At 38.7% G+C, this 16,254-nt stretch carries 19 protein-coding genes; 4 read left to right on the top strand and 15 right to left on the bottom strand.

The window, feature by feature from the left end:
- Window position 1: 1 nt before the first annotated feature.
- The 3 genes from IRB43_RS04115 to pdhA are packed head-to-tail and all read right to left on the bottom strand — an operon-like array spanning window position 2 to window position 3,441.
- Complete coding sequence (locus IRB43_RS04115; protein WP_203362176.1) at window positions 2–1,303, bottom strand: dihydrolipoamide acetyltransferase family protein; 1,302 nt, start codon at window positions 1,301–1,303, stop codon at window positions 2–4.
- A gap of 44 nt (window positions 1,304–1,347) precedes the next feature.
- A complete protein-coding gene (locus IRB43_RS04110) occupies window positions 1,348–2,325 on the bottom strand; it encodes an alpha-ketoacid dehydrogenase subunit beta (protein ID WP_203362175.1) in 978 nt (325 codons plus the stop codon).
- 3 nt (window positions 2,326–2,328) lie between these two features.
- The gene (gene pdhA, locus IRB43_RS04105) at window positions 2,329–3,441 is read right to left on the bottom strand and encodes a pyruvate dehydrogenase (acetyl-transferring) E1 component subunit alpha (RefSeq protein WP_203362174.1); all 1,113 of its coding nucleotides are present in this window, start codon (window positions 3,439–3,441) and stop codon (window positions 2,329–2,331) included.
- A 484-nt stretch (window positions 3,442–3,925) separates the two neighbouring features.
- On the opposite strand from pdhA, the gene def reads away from it, so the two are divergent.
- Window positions 3,926–4,480 (top strand): peptide deformylase, encoded by a 555-nt coding sequence (def, locus tag IRB43_RS04100; protein WP_203362173.1) that lies wholly within the window; start codon window positions 3,926–3,928, stop codon window positions 4,478–4,480.
- A gap of 67 nt (window positions 4,481–4,547) precedes the next feature.
- On the opposite strand, the gene IRB43_RS04095 is transcribed toward def, so the two are convergent.
- Complete coding sequence (locus tag IRB43_RS04095) at window positions 4,548–5,318, bottom strand: Cof-type HAD-IIB family hydrolase (protein WP_203362172.1); 771 nt, start codon at window positions 5,316–5,318, stop codon at window positions 4,548–4,550.
- A 506-nt stretch (window positions 5,319–5,824) separates the two neighbouring features.
- Between IRB43_RS04095 and IRB43_RS04090 the strand changes: the two genes are divergently transcribed.
- The gene (locus IRB43_RS04090) at window positions 5,825–6,034 is read left to right on the top strand and encodes a DNA-dependent RNA polymerase subunit epsilon (RefSeq protein WP_203362171.1); all 210 of its coding nucleotides are present in this window, start codon (window positions 5,825–5,827) and stop codon (window positions 6,032–6,034) included.
- Between the two features lie 3 nt (window positions 6,035–6,037).
- A complete protein-coding gene (rnjA, locus tag IRB43_RS04085; protein ID WP_203362170.1) occupies window positions 6,038–7,705 on the top strand; it encodes a ribonuclease J1 in 1,668 nt (555 codons plus the stop codon).
- Window positions 7,706–7,770: 65 nt separating this feature from the next.
- Here rnjA and IRB43_RS04080 read toward each other — a convergent pair whose 3' ends face one another.
- The 8 genes from IRB43_RS04080 to IRB43_RS04045 form a co-directional block, all read right to left on the bottom strand.
- On the bottom strand, window positions 7,771–8,433 hold the full coding sequence (locus IRB43_RS04080) for an NAD-binding protein (RefSeq protein ID WP_203362169.1): 663 nt from the start codon (window positions 8,431–8,433) through the stop codon (window positions 7,771–7,773).
- Between the two features lie 162 nt (window positions 8,434–8,595).
- Window positions 8,596–9,138, bottom strand: a complete 543-nt coding sequence (locus tag IRB43_RS04075; RefSeq protein ID WP_203362168.1) for a peroxiredoxin — start codon at window positions 9,136–9,138, stop codon at window positions 8,596–8,598.
- A 79-nt stretch (window positions 9,139–9,217) separates the two neighbouring features.
- Window positions 9,218–10,351: an N-acetyldiaminopimelate deacetylase gene (locus IRB43_RS04070; RefSeq protein ID WP_203362167.1), complete on the bottom strand. Its 1,134-nt coding sequence runs from the start codon at window positions 10,349–10,351 to the stop codon at window positions 9,218–9,220.
- A gap of 82 nt (window positions 10,352–10,433) precedes the next feature.
- Window positions 10,434–11,144: a 2,3,4,5-tetrahydropyridine-2,6-dicarboxylate N-acetyltransferase gene (gene dapD, locus IRB43_RS04065; RefSeq protein ID WP_203362166.1), complete on the bottom strand. Its 711-nt coding sequence runs from the start codon at window positions 11,142–11,144 to the stop codon at window positions 10,434–10,436.
- 113 nt (window positions 11,145–11,257) lie between these two features.
- Window positions 11,258–12,127: a LysR family transcriptional regulator gene (locus tag IRB43_RS04060; protein WP_203362165.1), complete on the bottom strand. Its 870-nt coding sequence runs from the start codon at window positions 12,125–12,127 to the stop codon at window positions 11,258–11,260.
- Window positions 12,128–12,264: 137 nt separating this feature from the next.
- Window positions 12,265–12,705: a cyclic-di-AMP-binding protein CbpB gene (cbpB, locus tag IRB43_RS04055; protein ID WP_203362164.1), complete on the bottom strand. Its 441-nt coding sequence runs from the start codon at window positions 12,703–12,705 to the stop codon at window positions 12,265–12,267.
- Window positions 12,706–12,717: 12 nt separating this feature from the next.
- Window positions 12,718–12,858 carry a hypothetical protein gene (locus IRB43_RS04050; protein ID WP_203362163.1) on the bottom strand — a complete coding sequence of 47 codons (141 nt, stop codon included), beginning with the start codon at window positions 12,856–12,858 and terminating at the stop codon, window positions 12,718–12,720.
- A gap of 42 nt (window positions 12,859–12,900) precedes the next feature.
- The gene (locus tag IRB43_RS04045) at window positions 12,901–13,152 is read right to left on the bottom strand and encodes a YkuJ family protein (protein ID WP_203362162.1); all 252 of its coding nucleotides are present in this window, start codon (window positions 13,150–13,152) and stop codon (window positions 12,901–12,903) included.
- Between the two features lie 183 nt (window positions 13,153–13,335).
- Between IRB43_RS04045 and IRB43_RS04040 the strand changes: the two genes are divergently transcribed.
- A complete protein-coding gene (locus tag IRB43_RS04040; protein WP_203362161.1) occupies window positions 13,336–13,578 on the top strand; it encodes a glutaredoxin domain-containing protein in 243 nt (80 codons plus the stop codon).
- A 52-nt stretch (window positions 13,579–13,630) separates the two neighbouring features.
- Here IRB43_RS04040 and IRB43_RS04035 read toward each other — a convergent pair whose 3' ends face one another.
- The 3 genes from IRB43_RS04035 to fadH all read right to left on the bottom strand — a co-directional run bounded on the left by IRB43_RS04035 (window position 13,631) and on the right by fadH (window position 16,148).
- Window positions 13,631–13,864 (bottom strand): hypothetical protein, encoded by a 234-nt coding sequence (locus IRB43_RS04035; RefSeq protein WP_203362160.1) that lies wholly within the window; start codon window positions 13,862–13,864, stop codon window positions 13,631–13,633.
- A 64-nt stretch (window positions 13,865–13,928) separates the two neighbouring features.
- Window positions 13,929–15,140 carry an EAL domain-containing protein gene (locus tag IRB43_RS04030; RefSeq protein ID WP_203362159.1) on the bottom strand — a complete coding sequence of 404 codons (1,212 nt, stop codon included), beginning with the start codon at window positions 15,138–15,140 and terminating at the stop codon, window positions 13,929–13,931.
- Between the two features lie 243 nt (window positions 15,141–15,383).
- Window positions 15,384–16,148: a 2,4-dienoyl-CoA reductase gene (gene fadH / locus IRB43_RS04025; RefSeq protein ID WP_203362158.1), complete on the bottom strand. Its 765-nt coding sequence runs from the start codon at window positions 16,146–16,148 to the stop codon at window positions 15,384–15,386.
- Window positions 16,149–16,254: the final 106 nt, after the last annotated feature.

The raw sequence follows: 16,254 nt of genomic DNA, 5'->3' as shown, positions 1-16,254 counted from the left end.
CTTACGCCTCCATTAATAAAAGTTCTGGATCATTTAATAATCGCTTAATGTGATTAAGCGCATTTTGAGCAGTGGCTCCGTCAATCATACGGTGGTCAAAGCTCAATGATAATGCTAACACAGGTGCAGCTACAATTTCACCATTTTTTACAATCGGTTTTTCAGAAATTCTTCCGATTCCAAGAATCGCTACTTCTGGATGATTAATGACAGGTGTGAACCATTGTCCGCCGGCTGAACCGATATTTGTGATTGTGCATGAAGCCCCTTTCATTTCATCTGGAGCTAATTTGCCGCTGCGAGCTTTGTCCGCCAGCTCATTGATTTCATTCGAGATAGCAAACATTGATTTACGATCAGCATTTTTTACGACTGGTACTAACAAGCCTTTATCTGTATCAGCCGCAATTCCGATATTGTAATAATGCTTTTGAACGATTTCTCCCGCTTCATCATCTAGAGAGGTATTTAATACCGGATACTCACGTAAAGCACTTGTTAAAGCTTTCACGACATATGGAAGGAATGTCAGCTTGATGCCTTTTTCCGCCGCTACATCTTTAAATTTCTTGCGGTGCGCCCATAATTTCGTTACTTCTACTTCATCCATTAGCGTCACATGTGGAGCAGTATGCTTCGAGTTCACCATTGCTTTAGCAATCGCTTTACGGATACCACTCATCTTTTCACGAGTTTCCGGGAACTCGCCTTCAGGTAAAACAACTTTTGCTGCAGCCTTTGTTTCTTCGGCTGGCATCACTTTTTCTTCTTTTGCTTCGGCCACCGGAGCTGTTTCTACAAATGGCGCCTCCTTTGCTCCGCCTGACAAGAACGCATCAATATCCTCTTTTAACACACGTCCATTATTGCCTGTTCCAGCTACTTGACGAATGTCTACCTCGCGATCTCGAGCGTATTTTCGAACAGAAGGCATCGCGATCACTCGTCGGGCAGGATCTACCTCTGCTGGCTGAGCTGCTGATGCTGTTTCTTTCTCTTGAACAGCTTCTTTCACTTCCTCTGCTTTCTCTTCATGATCTCCTTTAAACTTTAAGTTTTCGTATCCAGGAGCATCAAATCTAACAAGCACATCACCAACAATAGCGGTTGTACCTTCATCTACCAAAATTTCCTCTACCGTCCCAGCAACTGGAGAAGGAATTTCTACTACTGCTTTATCATTTTGCACTTCACAAAGCACATCGTCTTCTTGTACTTTATCACCTTGCTTAATAAACCATTTAACGATTTCGCCTTCATGGATACCTTCACCGATATCAGGTAGTCTGAATTCAAAAGCCAAAGTCTTCTACCTCCTATTATGAATATCAAATATATTTTTATGAATTAAAAAGTAAGCACTTTTTTGGCTGTCTCAATTACGTCTTTATAGTTAGGAAGCCATACAGACTCTGCTTGTGAGAACGGGAAAACCGTATCTGGAGCAGCGACACGCAACACTGGTGCCTCAAGGCTAAGGATGGCACGCTCATTGATTTCCGCTACCACATTAGCTGCAATTCCCGCTTGCTTCTGTGCTTCTTGAACAACAATTACGCGACCTGTCTTTTCAACAGATGCAATGATCGTGTCGATATCAAGCGGTTGAATCGTACGTAAGTCCACTACCTCGACAGAGAATCCTTCTTTTTCCAGCTCTTCTGCCGCTTTAATCGACTCATGCACCATTGCTCCGTAAGTAATAATAGATAAATCGGTTCCTTCACGTTTCACTTCTGCTTTACCTAATGGAATCGTATATTCCTCTTCAGGTACCTCTTGGCGGAAAGAACGATATAATTTCATATGCTCTAAGAAAATCACCGGATCATTATCACGAATAGCAGAAATTAACAATCCTTTTGCGTCGTAAGGAGTTGACGGAATCACCACTTTTAACCCTGGTTGTTGTGCAACTAGTCCTTCTAAACTATCCGCGTGTAACTCAGGTGTATGAACTCCTCCACCGAACGGAGAACGGATGGTCACAGGTGCTGTATAAGTTCCGCCAGAACGATAGCGAAGGCGTGCTAATTGTCCGCTGACAGAATCCATTACTTCATAAACAAATCCGAAAAATTGAATTTCAGGTACAGGTCGGAAGCCTTCTAGCGCAAGACCGACAGCAAGACCACCAATTCCAGATTCAGCTAGAGGCGTATCAAATACACGATCTTCACCAAATTCTTTTTGAAGACCTTCTGTAGCACGGAAAACCCCGCCGTTTACTCCTACGTCTTCCCCAAAGACTAATACGTTTTCATCATTCTTTAGTTCCGTGCGCAAAGCATCCGTAATCGCTTGGATCATTGTCATTTGGGCCATGGCTTACTTCGACTCCTTCTCTTTATATAATTCAAATTGCTCTTTTAAATTTTGAGGCATTTCTTCATACATGATGGACATTAAGTCGGTTACTTTTTGTTTTGGTGTCTCATCTGCTTTTTTGATCGCTTCTTTAATTTCTTCTTTCGCGCGCTCAATTACTTCGTTTTCTTTCTCTTCGTTCCATAAACCTTTTACTTCAAGATATTTACGGAAACGCACTAATGGATCTTTCTTTTCCCATTCATTGTCAAGGTCTGAAGAACGGTAACGCGTTGGGTCATCTCCAGCCATTGTATGAGGACCGTAACGGTAACACATTGTTTCAATCAATGTAGGACCTTCACCTTTCAAAGCTCGTTCACGTGCTTCGCGAACAACCGCGTAAACAGCAAGCGGATCCATCCCATCTACTAACACACTTGGAATACCAGCTGCGATTCCTTTTTGTGCAATCGTTTTTGCTGCTGTTTGCTTCTCTCTCGGCGTAGAAATGGCAAATTGGTTGTTTTGCACAATGAAAATGGCAGGAGCATTAAATGCACCAGCAAAGTTAATTCCCTCGTAGAAATCACCTTGTGATGAACCACCGTCACCTGTATATGTAACTGCAACCGCTTCCTTTCCACGTTTTTTCAAGCCTAACGCTACGCCGGCATTTTGAATGTATTGAGCACCGATAATAATTTGAGGTGCTAACACATTTACTCCCTCCGGTACTTGGTTTCCATGGAAATGTCCGCGTGAGAATAAAAACGCTTGATATAGTGGTAATCCATGCCAAATAATTTGAGGAACATCACGATATCCTGGCAAAATCCAGTCTTCTTTCTCTAGAGCAAAATGAGAAGCAATTTGCGATGCTTCCTGTCCAGCTGTTGGCGCATAGAACCCTAAACGTCCTTGACGGTTTAAAGAAATAGAACGTTGATCTAATACTCTTGTATATACCATGCGAGTCATTAATTCTTGAAGCTGCTCATCCGTTAATTGCGGCATCGCCTCTTCATTAACAACTTCGCCATTTTCGTTTAAAATTTGAATCATTTCAAATTGATCTTCAATCATTTCGAGCGTTTTTTTCGCATCGAATGGTGCCTTTTTCTTAGCACTCATGAAAGCCACCTGCCCTTTCGTTTTCTCAAATAATGTGTATGCTTATTGTGCAACTTGTCCCTATAATACATACTAACAACTCATTAGGGAGTTCCATTGCTTCTGTACTAGTTGAACACAACACATCAACTAGTACAACCCCTACTATACAGTCAATAGTTTATAATAATGAACAATAACAAGTCAAATAAAATAAACGAATTATTCGTTCGTTCAAAATAAATGAAATTTTTCCACAAAAGTAACTGTATTACTACTAGAAATCAATCTGTACTATAAAAAACACCAAAAAACCAAAACTGTTATAGAGTAGTTTTCTCGTGTTTTCACCACCCATAAAGTACTCTTTCCTTATTCAAACAAAACTAACCAAGATGCCGCTCAATTATTCACTATTTTTTAGAGCTTGCACTTTCGTTAACAAAATGACATTTATTTGATAAACTATCGATAAGCATCGATGCAAAGAAAGAAGGTTCGAAAGATGATTACGATGAAAGATATTATTCGTGAAGGGCATCCTACTTTACGAGAGAAAGCAGCTGATGTCTCGCTTCCTGCAGCGGAAGAAGACCGTCAAATATTAGTTAACCTTATGGAATACGTTCAAAACAGCCAAGACCCTGAAATCGCAAGTAAATACGGTTTGCGCCCAGGTGTCGGTTTAGCCGCTCCACAAATCGGCATTGCTAAACGAATGATTGCCGTACAAGTACAGGATGATCATAACGAGTTATTAAGCTATGCCTTATTTAACCCGCGTATTGTCAGCCATTCAGTGGAAAAAGCCTATTTAACAACAGGGGAAGGTTGCTTATCCGTTGACCGGGATGTTCCTGGTTACGTTCACCGTTATGCGAGAGTAACTGTCAAAGGTACTACGCTTGACGGAGAAGAAGTCAAGCTTCGTTTAAAAGGCCTTCCAGCGATTGTGTTTCAACACGAAATTGACCATTTAAACGGGATCATGTTTTATGATCATATTGATTCAAAGAACCCTTTCCACGTGCAGGAAGGTGCAACCCCAATCGAACGTTAAACAAAAACCAAGCCGGCGCATCTGTCTGGCTTGGTTTTTGTTTAACTTTTTTTTCAAAAACTGATCATTAAATAAGTCCAAGCTTCTCTAACCCTAAAAAGATACCATCATCTGCCACATCTGTCGTCACCATATTGGCCTGTTCTTTAACCGTTGGATGAGCATTCCCCATGGCAACACCTACTCCTGCTACCCTTAACATTTCAATATCATTTAATCCATCCCCAAACGCATATACATCTTCCAACTCAAACGGAAGACGCTCAAGCATTTTCTCAATCCCTACTGCTTTGGACCCTCCTGCTGGCACAATGTCGAGGGAATAAGGATGCCATCTAATGAATGTAAACTCAGGAAACTGCTCTCGATATTCCATCTCCTCTTCTTCTCCGCAAAACAGCAACGTTTGGTATAAATCATTTTGCTTATAAAAATCCGGTTGCGGCAGCGGGTGAGGAAAATTTAAACTTCTGAAGCTTGTTTCAATGTGTTCATGCTTCGAATGATTCGCTCTCATGATTGACTCGTTCATAAAGACAAGCGGATGCTCTTTCTCCTCTGCCTGAGCTACTAATTTTGTTAAAGAATCTATATGTAAAGGATTTAAATGCACCGCTTCCCCTTCAAATACAACATACTGTCCATTAAAACTAATAAACGACTGAATATTCAATTCTTCTCTCAAGTCTTCAAACATAAACGGAGCTCTTCCGGTCGCAATCGCCGTATAAATCCCTTTCTTTTGCAGCAGCCGAACAGCTTCTTTCGTGCGAGCAGGCAACTTTTTCTCATGGTTTAGCAGTGTTCCATCAATATCAAAAAAAACGATTTTACTCATCTTGACGACTCCTTTTAGTTCCTTTATCATTCATAAAGTCTCTCGAATAAAACCTAAACCAATTATTAGGCAAAGTCAATGAAAGGAACTAACGAACACCTTATTTTACCATCTATAAAACCACTTCATACATAGCACACTATATACAGCCGCCGCGACCGTTTTCTGTTTTACTTTATATTTGGACAGCGTTGTGGTAAAATCAAGATAAGGAGTGATCCACTATGTTAAAGAAGCTAAAGAAAAAGCTTGCAAAACAGTGGAGAGACATGCTCAGAAGAAAATCAATCGCATAATAAAGAATGGTTGAGCCCTTCCTTTATGAAGGGCTGTCTTTGTGTAAAACGATAATAATTGTCCATACTAAAGGTTATCTGACTATTTATTAAAGCTTAACATTATGAAAAAACAGTGGGCATTCTATATAATATAACTAATTAAATGACGGCAGTGATAAGAACTGGGGTACCAGTTTAGATATACATTTCGGATAAGGAGAGAATACAATGATTTTTAAAGTGTATTATCAAGAACAGAAAGAAGAAGTACCAGTAAGAGAACACACAAGAGTGCTTTACACAGAAGCAAACTCCGAGCGTGAGGTTCGTGAGTCTCTAAAAAACCGCCCATATAACATTGAATTCGTTCAAAAAATAGAAAATTCTTATTTAGAATATGAAAAACAATCTCCAAACTTTAAATTGGAGCAGCTCTAACTTATGAGATTTGTTAAAAATGATCAAACAGCTGTTTTCGCCCTAGGCGGTTTGGGTGAGATTGGCAAAAACACATATGCAGTTCAGTTCCAAGATGAAATCATTTTAATTGATGCAGGAATTAAATTTCCTGAAGATGAACTGTTAGGAATTGATTATGTCATTCCTGATTATACGTACTTAGAAAAAAATGTTGATAAAATTAAAGGGCTGTTCATTACTCATGGACATGAAGATCATATCGGAGGAATTCCTTATTTGCTTCGTCAAGTAAATATTCCTATTTATGGCGGAAAGCTTGCGCTAGGTTTGATTAGAAATAAACTGGAAGAGCATGGTCTACTTCGTCAAACTACTCTTCACGAAATCCATGAGGATGACATCATTAAATTCAGAAAGACATCTGTCACTTTCTTCCGTACAACTCACAGCATTCCTGACTCGTATGGAATCGTTGTTAAAACACCTCCTGGAAACATTGTCCATACAGGTGATTTTAAGTTCGACTTCACTCCAGTTGGAGAACCTGCTAACTTAACAAAAATGGCTGAAATCGGAAAAGAAGGTGTGCTTTGTCTCTTATCTGACAGCACAAACAGCGAAGTGCCAAACTTCACTATGTCTGAACGTCGTGTAGGTGAAAGCATTCATGACATTTTCCGTAAAGTGGAAGGAAGAGTCATCTTTGCAACCTTCGCTTCAAATATTCATCGTCTTCAGCAAGTAGTGGAAGCTGCTGTAGAAAACGGAAGAAAAGTAGCGGTTTTCGGACGCAGTATGGAAGCTGCCATCAATATCGGTCAAGAATTGGGCTACATTCGTTGCCCTAAAAATACATTTATCGATACACAGCAGTTGAACCGTTTGCCGGCTAATAAAGTGACTATTCTATGTACAGGAAGCCAAGGAGAACCTATGGCTGCCTTATCTAGAATTGCTAACGGAACTCACCGTCAAATACAAATCCATCCAGGAGACACGGTCGTCTTTTCTTCTTCTCCTATTCCCGGAAATACGATCAGCGTAAACCGGACAATCAACATGCTTTACCGTGCAGGTGCAGAAGTCATTCACGGATCATTAAGCGATATTCATACTTCCGGTCATGGTGGACAAGAAGAGCAAAAGCTGATGCTTCGCTTAATTAAGCCTAAATTCTTTATGCCAATTCATGGGGAATACCGCATGCAAAAGGTTCATACCCAGCATGCAATTGACTGTGGCGTACCGGAAGATCATTGTTTCATTATGGACAATGGAGATGTGTTAGCCTTAAGTAAGGACTCTGCTGAAATTGCAGGAAAAATCCCTTCTGGTTCTGTCTACATTGACGGCAGCGGGATCGGTGATATCGGCAACATTGTTTTGCGCGACCGCCGCATTTTATCCGAAGAGGGACTTGTTATTGTGGTCGTCAGCATCAATATGAAGGATTACAAGATCGAGGCTGGTCCGGACATTATTTCGCGAGGGTTTGTTTATATGCGTGAATCAGGGGACTTAATTTATGAAGCACAAAGCATGCTTAATAAACACATTCATAAAATACTAAACAAGAAAACATCTCAATGGTCTGAAATTAAAAATGAAATCATTGATACATTAGCTCCGTTTCTTTATGAAAAAACGAAGCGCCGCCCAATGATTTTGCCTATTATTATGGAAGTGTAAATATAGAAAAGGCTCTCTATTCTAAACAAAAAAGGATGCATATGTTTTCGCATCCTTTTTGTTTGTTATCCATTCATTACTTTCTTCTCAAAACGACTAATATCTGAATCTGCACCAATCACAATTAATATGTCATCTTTTTGAATAGGCTCCGCTGGTTGAGGAGAGACCATCACTTCTTTCCCTCTTTTAATCGCCACAATATTAATACCATATCGCGCACGAATATCCAAATCGATGATGGAATTGCCTGCTAGTAACTCATTTGCCACAATTTCCACGATCGAATGCTCATCTGATAATTCCAAGTAATCTAATACATTATTTGAAATCATATTGTTGGCAATTCTTCGCCCCATATCCCGCTCTGGATGCACCACTTGATCAGCACCAATTTTTCTTAATACTTTTTCATGATAATCATTTTGTGCTTTCGCGGTAATGCGTTTCACGCCAATTTCTTTTAAGATTAGTGTGGTCAAAATACTGGATTGAATGTCATCTCCAATAGCAACAATCACATGATCAAAGTTTCTAATACCTAGACTCTTTAAAACGGATTCATCTGTTGTATCCGCTACAACCGCATGGGAGGCAATTGAGGCAAACTCATTTACCCGATCTTCATCTACATCAATGGCCATAACTTCCATTCCTTGCTCTGATAACGCGCGACAAATGCTTCCTCCAAAACGGCCTAACCCAATGACGACAAACTCTTTTTTCACAAAAATTCCTCCACTAATTAAACAAAATTCAACCTATATTTATTTTAACACAAATGAAGAAGGATTATTTTATTTCGCATTCGTTAGTTCTAGCAGTGGCTCTTAATTTACTTCAAAAATAGTCTCTTTGCTTTGATAGCAGGATCAAATAATCGATGTTGCTTATATAGTTTTTTGACCAGGTTTCCAGTTAGCAGGGCAACGTTCACCTGTTTGAAGTGCTTGAAGCACACGTAAAGTTTCATCTACATCTCGGCCGATACTATTGTAGTTTACTACTTGATATTGAAGTTCCCCTTCAGGATTGATAATGAATAATCCGCGAAGTGCGATACCTCGCTCTTCAATGAGCACACCATACTCACGAGATACTTCATGATTTGTATCAGCAGCTAGAGGGTATTTAATGTCTCCAAGACCATTGTCTTTGCGGTCCGTTTTAATCCAAGCTAAATGCGTGTGAATTGTATCAGTTGACACACCGATTACTTCAGCACCTAAATGTTCAAACTCATCGTAGCGATCTGAAAATGCTGTAATTTCTGTCGGACATACTAAAGTAAAGTCCATTGGATAGAAGAACAATACTGTCCATTTTCCATTGTTCATGTTTTCTTCAAGACTGACTTTACCAAACTCCTTGTTAGCTAATACTGCTTCCATTTCAAACCGTGGGGCTTGTTTACCTACCATGCGTTCTGCCATGACTAAAAATCCCTCCAAAAATATGATTTATCTTTATAAACAAGAAAATAAATGATATTTTCTCATTATAAAAGATGCTCTATTTAACTTGATCAGATAAATAGTGAAAATAACTTGTGATCGCTTCTATAGCAAAAGTAATCGCTTCTTCATCGGGATTTAGTTTTGCGTGATGCAAGCCGTATTCTGAACTTACTCCAAGCCAAAACATCAGCCCTGGTACTTCCTTCAGCATGTAACCGAAATCTTCTCCTGTCATCGCTTCTTTACAAACAACTAGATTAACCTCTTCTTTTTCTTCCATAAAACCCATAAAGCGCTCTGTTACCGCTGGATCATTATTCACTTGGTAATAATTGCTTCCGTAGTCGATCATAGCTTCACAATCAAACCCAAGCTCAATTCCCTTTACTAACGCTTCAATCCGCTTCTTCACTTTTTTCATCGCTTCAGCAGATAAGGTGCGAATCGTACCTTCCATTCTAGCTCTCTCGGCAATAATATTTTGAACTGTTCCTCCGCTAATCTTCCCTATTGTCACAACTGCACTATCAAGCGGGTCTATATTTCTGGCAACGATCGTTTGTAACTGGGTCGTTAAATAAGCGGCGGCAACGACCATATCTTTCGTTTCGTGAGGGTAAGCAGCGTGTCCACCTTTTCCTTTTAAATCGATATATAATTCTGATGTATTAGCGAACAATAATCCAGGTTTGGTCGCGATAGACCCAACTGGGTATTCCGGCGCAATATGAAGAGCATATATTTCATCCGGCATCCACTGCTGCATGATCTCACTTTGCATCATCGGCGCAGCCCCCCCTGGTCCCTCTTCCGCAGGCTGGAATATAAATACTACATCATCATTGATCTCTGTTTCTACAAAATGAGTTAACACACCAAGAGCGATACTCATATGCAAGTCATGACCGCATGCATGCATTGCTCCTTCGTGTGTTGAGCTAAACGGTAATCCTGTTTGCTCAGTAATCGGCAACCCATCTATATCCGCTCGATAACCAATTGTGCGCGAGGGGTTTCTTCCTTTGATTTTCACAAATACCCCTGTTTTCCATGTGTTAATTTCCATTCGATCTTGGGGCAAAGATTGCAAATAATCCAATAAATAACGCTGTGTTTTCAACTCTTGAAATCCGAGCTCTGGTATTTGATGAAGCTCTCTTCTTATTTGAATAAATCGATTGACAGTCAATATTTATTCCTCTCTTTCTTTAAAAACAGGCGTGAGCTGAAAAGCCCACGCCTGATCCTTCTTTAAGCATAGCAAAAGCCTCTTATAATTTGCGAAGCTCCTGCATGATTTCTGTTTTAGACTTTGTTTTATCATCAATTTGCTTAATCACTTTTGCAGGTGCTCCAGCGGCTACAGAGTATGGAGGGATATCTTTCGTTACAATTGCTCCCGCTCCTACAACTGAACCTTTCCCTACTGTTACACCTTCTAAAACTACAGCATTCGCTCCGATTAAGACATCATCTTCTAACACAACTGGTTTAGCAGATGGTGGTTCGATCACACCCGCAATAACGGCTCCTGCCCCGACGTGACAATTTTTACCAACAGTTGCACGACCACCTAGAACAGCGTTCATATCAATCATTGTTCCATCACCAATAACAGAACCGATATTAATAGACGCCCCCATCATAACGACTACGTTATTCCCGATCTCTACTTGATCACGAATAATCGCACCTGGCTCAATACGAGCGTTCACTCCTTTAAGATCTAATAAAGGAAGCGCTGAATTGCGGCGATCATTCTCAACTACGTAATCTTCAATTTTATCTGCATTTTGCTGAAGAGCTTCAGAAATTTCTGACCATTCCCCAAAAACTACTCCAGCTTTTCCTTCAAGAAATGTTTTAGCAGACGGTCCAAAATCAATACCTTCTACATCACCTTTTACGTATACTTTGACTGGTGTTGATTTTTTACTGTTTCCAATAAATGAAATAATTTCATGTGCATCCATCATTTTCATGCTATGTATTCCTCCTCTAACAACTTATGTAGTGCTGACGATTTCGTCTGCATTTCTTATTAATTTAACAGAGTAAAGTAAATTTCACAAGCAATTTTCACTCAATAATTCAGCTACTGTTTAAACTCTTCAATCACTTCGATAAATGCTTGCACTTGTCTCAGCTCAAATGCTGAGTCATATCCTAAAAGCCATGTATCTCGACGAAGAGGGCGCTGATCTTGATCCAGCAATGGAATTTTATACACTTCACTTGATGTTCCATTTAATGTGATTTCAGGTAAGATCGCATAACCGATCCCGTTAAAAGCCATTTGCCGGCATGTCTCAATTTGATCGACAATAATGGATTGCTTAGGGGCACTTTGAAACTGTCGATGCCACCATTCCTGTATTTCTTGAAAATAGGTAGAATCACTTTTAAATTGAATAAACGGCTTGTCCGTTGTTAATATTTGGTCTACATATTTAATTTCTCTATCTACTAAAAACAAACTATCCTCAAACAAGTGGATTTTTCTTCCCTTCCAATCGGGTGTACCGCGAATAATTCCGATATGTACTTCCCCTTCGTATAAAGCCTTAGAAATTTCACTACTCCAACCCGTCATTAAAGATATTTTGGCATGAGGATATCTTTCAACAAAACGTTTTAACACTTGAGGCAACCAATTTTGCCCGACAATAGATGCACAAGCAATTTTCAGCGTCCCATGCACTTCCGATTCAAGTGATTGAATATTTTCAACTACTTTTTCTCTTTTCTCTACCACTTCTTTAGAAAACTGAATAATCATTTCACCAGCTGATGTCAGTGTTAACCCCTTTGTTGTCCGATTAAATATTTTCGTTCCCCAATCTTTCTCAATCGTTTGTAATCGTTGCGAGAGAGCAGGCTGAGAGACAAATAAGCGCTCAGCTGCTTTTCTCATATTCATTTCTTCAGCTAATATCGTTAACAGTTGAGCTTCCGAAAACAACATCTATATTTCCTCCAAACGTTCTGCATTTAGCTTATGAAAGTGTCTCCACACAAAAAAAGCCAAACCCTCTCTCAGCACAAAATCTTGCTGTATATGATCAATAGGGGCTTGACTCTATTAGACCACTTCATGCGTTTTCATTTCAACTGGTCAACATGATAATTCAACTGCTTTAAGATCACTCTTCTCGTTAAGATCCCTTGAAATTCTCCTTCCTCATTCGTGACACATAAGAAAGGATGATTGATTAATAATCCAAGGGCTTTACGGAAATGATCATGAACGGTTAACGATGGTTTATCGACAGCCATCACTTCTTCTACTTTCACATCTTCAAGCTTTTCAAATTCAATTCTTTCTAAGCCTAAAATTGCCTCTGTGATCATCGGAATACTAATTAGTCCTTGTAGCCGATACTTGGCATCTAACACTGGAATAGCTGTATAACCACTTTTAGTCAGTACTAACAGTGCATGTTCAAGATTATTCCCTGGCTGAACATGAGCGACCTTTTCTGCAGGAATTATGTAATCCATTATATTTGTATTCAGTACATCCTTACTTTGAAAAGAAATCATTTGATTACCCCTCTATTCTTTTTGTAAGCGCTTTACCGCTAAGGTTCCACAAAAATCAACCTCATCGTTTAACAGAGCCATTATTAAAAACAATGTCCCCCATCCTTTTTTCATTATATCAAATTCACCTGCTTTCGTTCCAACATTAAACATAAATAAACCCTGCTCATTCAATGAAGCAGGGTGTTGTATGAATTATTGTTGTTTTTCTTCTTGCAATAATTCAAAGATCTCAATTGCTGTCATATCGATATCATCAAACGGATACTTATTTCCTTTACCGTCTTTATCGTATACTTCTAGTTCAAAAGTATCTTTACCTGGAAAATATTTCACCTGGCATAGTGTTTTGCCGTTGACTTCAAATAATCGTTGTTGAACCTCGCCAGTTTCTCCGCCTTCTTGCAATGATTTTAAACGTTGGATAATTCCCATTAATTGTGACATAGTATCGGTTGGCCCCTTTCATCTGTCTTTCCAATAGTTAATTTGTTTTTGACCGTACATAATCCTTTTGTTATAAAATAAATAGGCAAATGAAATATACCATACATCTATTTCATATCCAACTGTTTTATTTTATTTTATCGTTAAATTCAGGCCTTTATAACTGATTAGGAGGAAAAAATAGTGGCTTCTATTATTTTGTATACCCAACCCGAATGCCCGCCATGCAATATTGTGAAATTATTTTTAAATGACCGCAAAGTAAGCTATGAAGAAAGAGACATTGCTTCTGACTCAGCATTTAAGGAAGAACTGCAAGCAAAGTGGAAGTCTTTCTCTACGCCGACCATTATTGTGGAAAACGAAATCATACGAGGATTTGACATCGAAAGGTTAACCGAACTTTTAGACAAACATCATCTGTAAAATAGAAAAGAGGCTCCATCTAAATTCTCATGAGCCTCCCTCTTGTAACTTTCTAACGATTAGCAATTAAATAAAAGATGAAAGCTAATAAAATGCCGAAGCCGATAATATAAGCCCAAAAAATAGGGTTTTTTACGTATGGATGCTGCTGTACTGTTTCAGGAATAGACGAGTCTAATCCATCCTTTGCTGTTTGATGCTGTTTAAACACGCGTACAGTATAAAATACCGACAGAAGGATCGTTACGCATACAATAAAGGCTAAAACAAGAAAAAAATCACTCAACTTCAACACTCCCTATCGAACTGTTTATCGGTAGTATTAGTCAGTCTCGTGATTTTATTCAAATTTAATAAAGTAAACCATCTTGTTCAAATAAAAAATCATATGAGATATCCATGAATAAATATTCGCATTGATTTAAAGGATAAGAAAACGTTCGAATCGTTTCACCTTTCTCGATATCACTGTATAAATCTGAAATTAAACCGATTCTATTTTTTTGCATTCGTAAAATATTCTCTAAAAAATAAGGCCGCCAACTCCAGTTCTTACCGAGATACTCCGGCTGAAAAATCCAATCGCCTTCTTTTTTGAAATAATTAGGAGTTAATTCAAATCCATTTTCATCACATATATAGAGACGAAAACACATATCTTCAAATTTTTCTCCAATCTCCACTAATAACTGTTCCTTCATCATCGCTTGCTTCGTATATTTAGCAACCACATCTTGCAATGCTATTTGAATGGATTCCGCTAATAAATATACTTTCTCAAGCGAGCGTTTTTCATGAAGAATAAATTGTTGGCATTTTCTTTTTAACGTTTCTTTTTGAATATCTTCTTCAAGAAAATATTCGCAAGGTTCATGCAAATAATATCCTTGATAATATCTTCCGCCATGTCTCCATGCATATTGTAGCTGATATTCCATTTCAATACTTTCAAACAAAAGAGAAGCTCCTATTTTTCTAGCGAGCATCGAGATTGAATAGAGAATATCTTTATACATTTGACCGGAAGAATTTTGTCTTAATTCTTGCAAACTTACCTTTAAAATATCAGGTGAATAACCTGTGTATTTATAAATATCTCCACTTGTTTCACCAATATGATCAATTGCAATTCGAATGCCGAGTGTTTTATAGTACCTCAATACATGCTCTAACTCTTTGCTATACTCAGATCCGGAAATCTCAAGAACAATATTATTTAACTGCAAGCCTTTCTCTTCATATTCTTGGAGAATGGTTAATAAATGCTCTCCGTAGTCTTCCTTCAATAGCCGAGCATTTCTATTAATGAACAAAGTTGTCTGAATACCCGAATTCAAGTACAATGATAACGCTTTCTTTAATATAAGATCATCCACTTCTATTAAATATTCATCAGGTACTTCCTGATCATGAAAAAAAGGACCTAAACTGCTTGCTTCATCCCCTGCTAAAAAGCGGCCTAACACTTCATACCCGATGATCTTATGCTCATCCGCACTAAAAATCGGTTGAAAAAAAGGGGTGACATGATCAAGCTGTGACATAACTTCTAATGCATCCATTCACTCTTCCTCCAACTCAAACATCTTTTATAATTATACGAATATATGTTTATTTATTCAAGTTTTATTATATATCTTTTTCTAGTATACTTGAAATTCCCTAAATATTAAAGGTGAAAAAGGGTATAATTGTAAAAAAATCCAAAACGCATTGGTTACAACTTAAAAAGAACCACCTTTAACGATGGTTCTTCATTTGTACAACAATCATTTTGGCTCATTCAAACAAAATAGCCATTTTATTTAAAAAGGGTAACGATTTAACCACTGTCCCCCATCTATTGTTACACATTCGCCATTAATATAAGCGGCCTCATCCGAAAATAAATAGCGAGCTAATCCAGCAATTTCTTCAGGTGTGCCTAATCGGTGTAAAGGCACACTTTGAAGCGTTCTTGTCGCTGCTTCTTCTGATTCCCAAAGCTTATCTGCTCCTCCCGTCCGTTCAATGGGACCTGGAGCAATAGCATTAGTTCGAATACCAAATTTATGTCCCCACTCTACAGCTAGCGTTCTCGTCATGGACAAAACTCCTGCTTTTGCAGCGGCTGAATGAATAACACCAGCCCCTGCGTTCCAGGCATATGTGGCGACAATATTGACGATACTTCCTTTAATGCCATGTTTAATCCAGTAATTCCCTACTGTACTTGAGCAATAAAAAGTTCCATTTAATACAATATCAATGACTGAATTCCATCCATTGACGGAAAGCTTTTCAGCTGGAACGATAAAGTTTCCGGCTGCATTGTTCACAAGATGATCAATCGTGCCAAAATGTTTGCTGGCCGTTTCTACCATCCGCTGAACATCTTCTGGATTACGGACGTCCATCGATACTGTCAACAATCGGCCATCTCCAGTATCAATCTCTTCTTTGGCAGCTTGGAGCCTTTCTTCACTTCGGCCAGAAATAACTACCTTAGCCCCTTCCTCAAGAAATCTCTCTGCCATGTATTTCCCCATTCCGCTAGAACCGCCTGTAACAATTACAACCTTACCCTTCACCTTCATTCCCCCATTCCTAAATTTATGAATGAATAATCACTCATTTATATAGTAACATATTTCCCAATTTTCTAAAAATATTTCCTATTGGCTCTTTATGGTCTTG

Origin of the sequence: Bacillus sp. REN10, from assembly GCF_016820555.1 — a bacterium.
Classification (GTDB): Bacteria; Bacillota; Bacilli; order Bacillales; family Domibacillaceae; genus Bacillus_CE.
The sequence above is the reverse complement of the archived record's forward strand: the minus strand, read 5'-3'. Positions and strand labels throughout refer to the sequence as shown.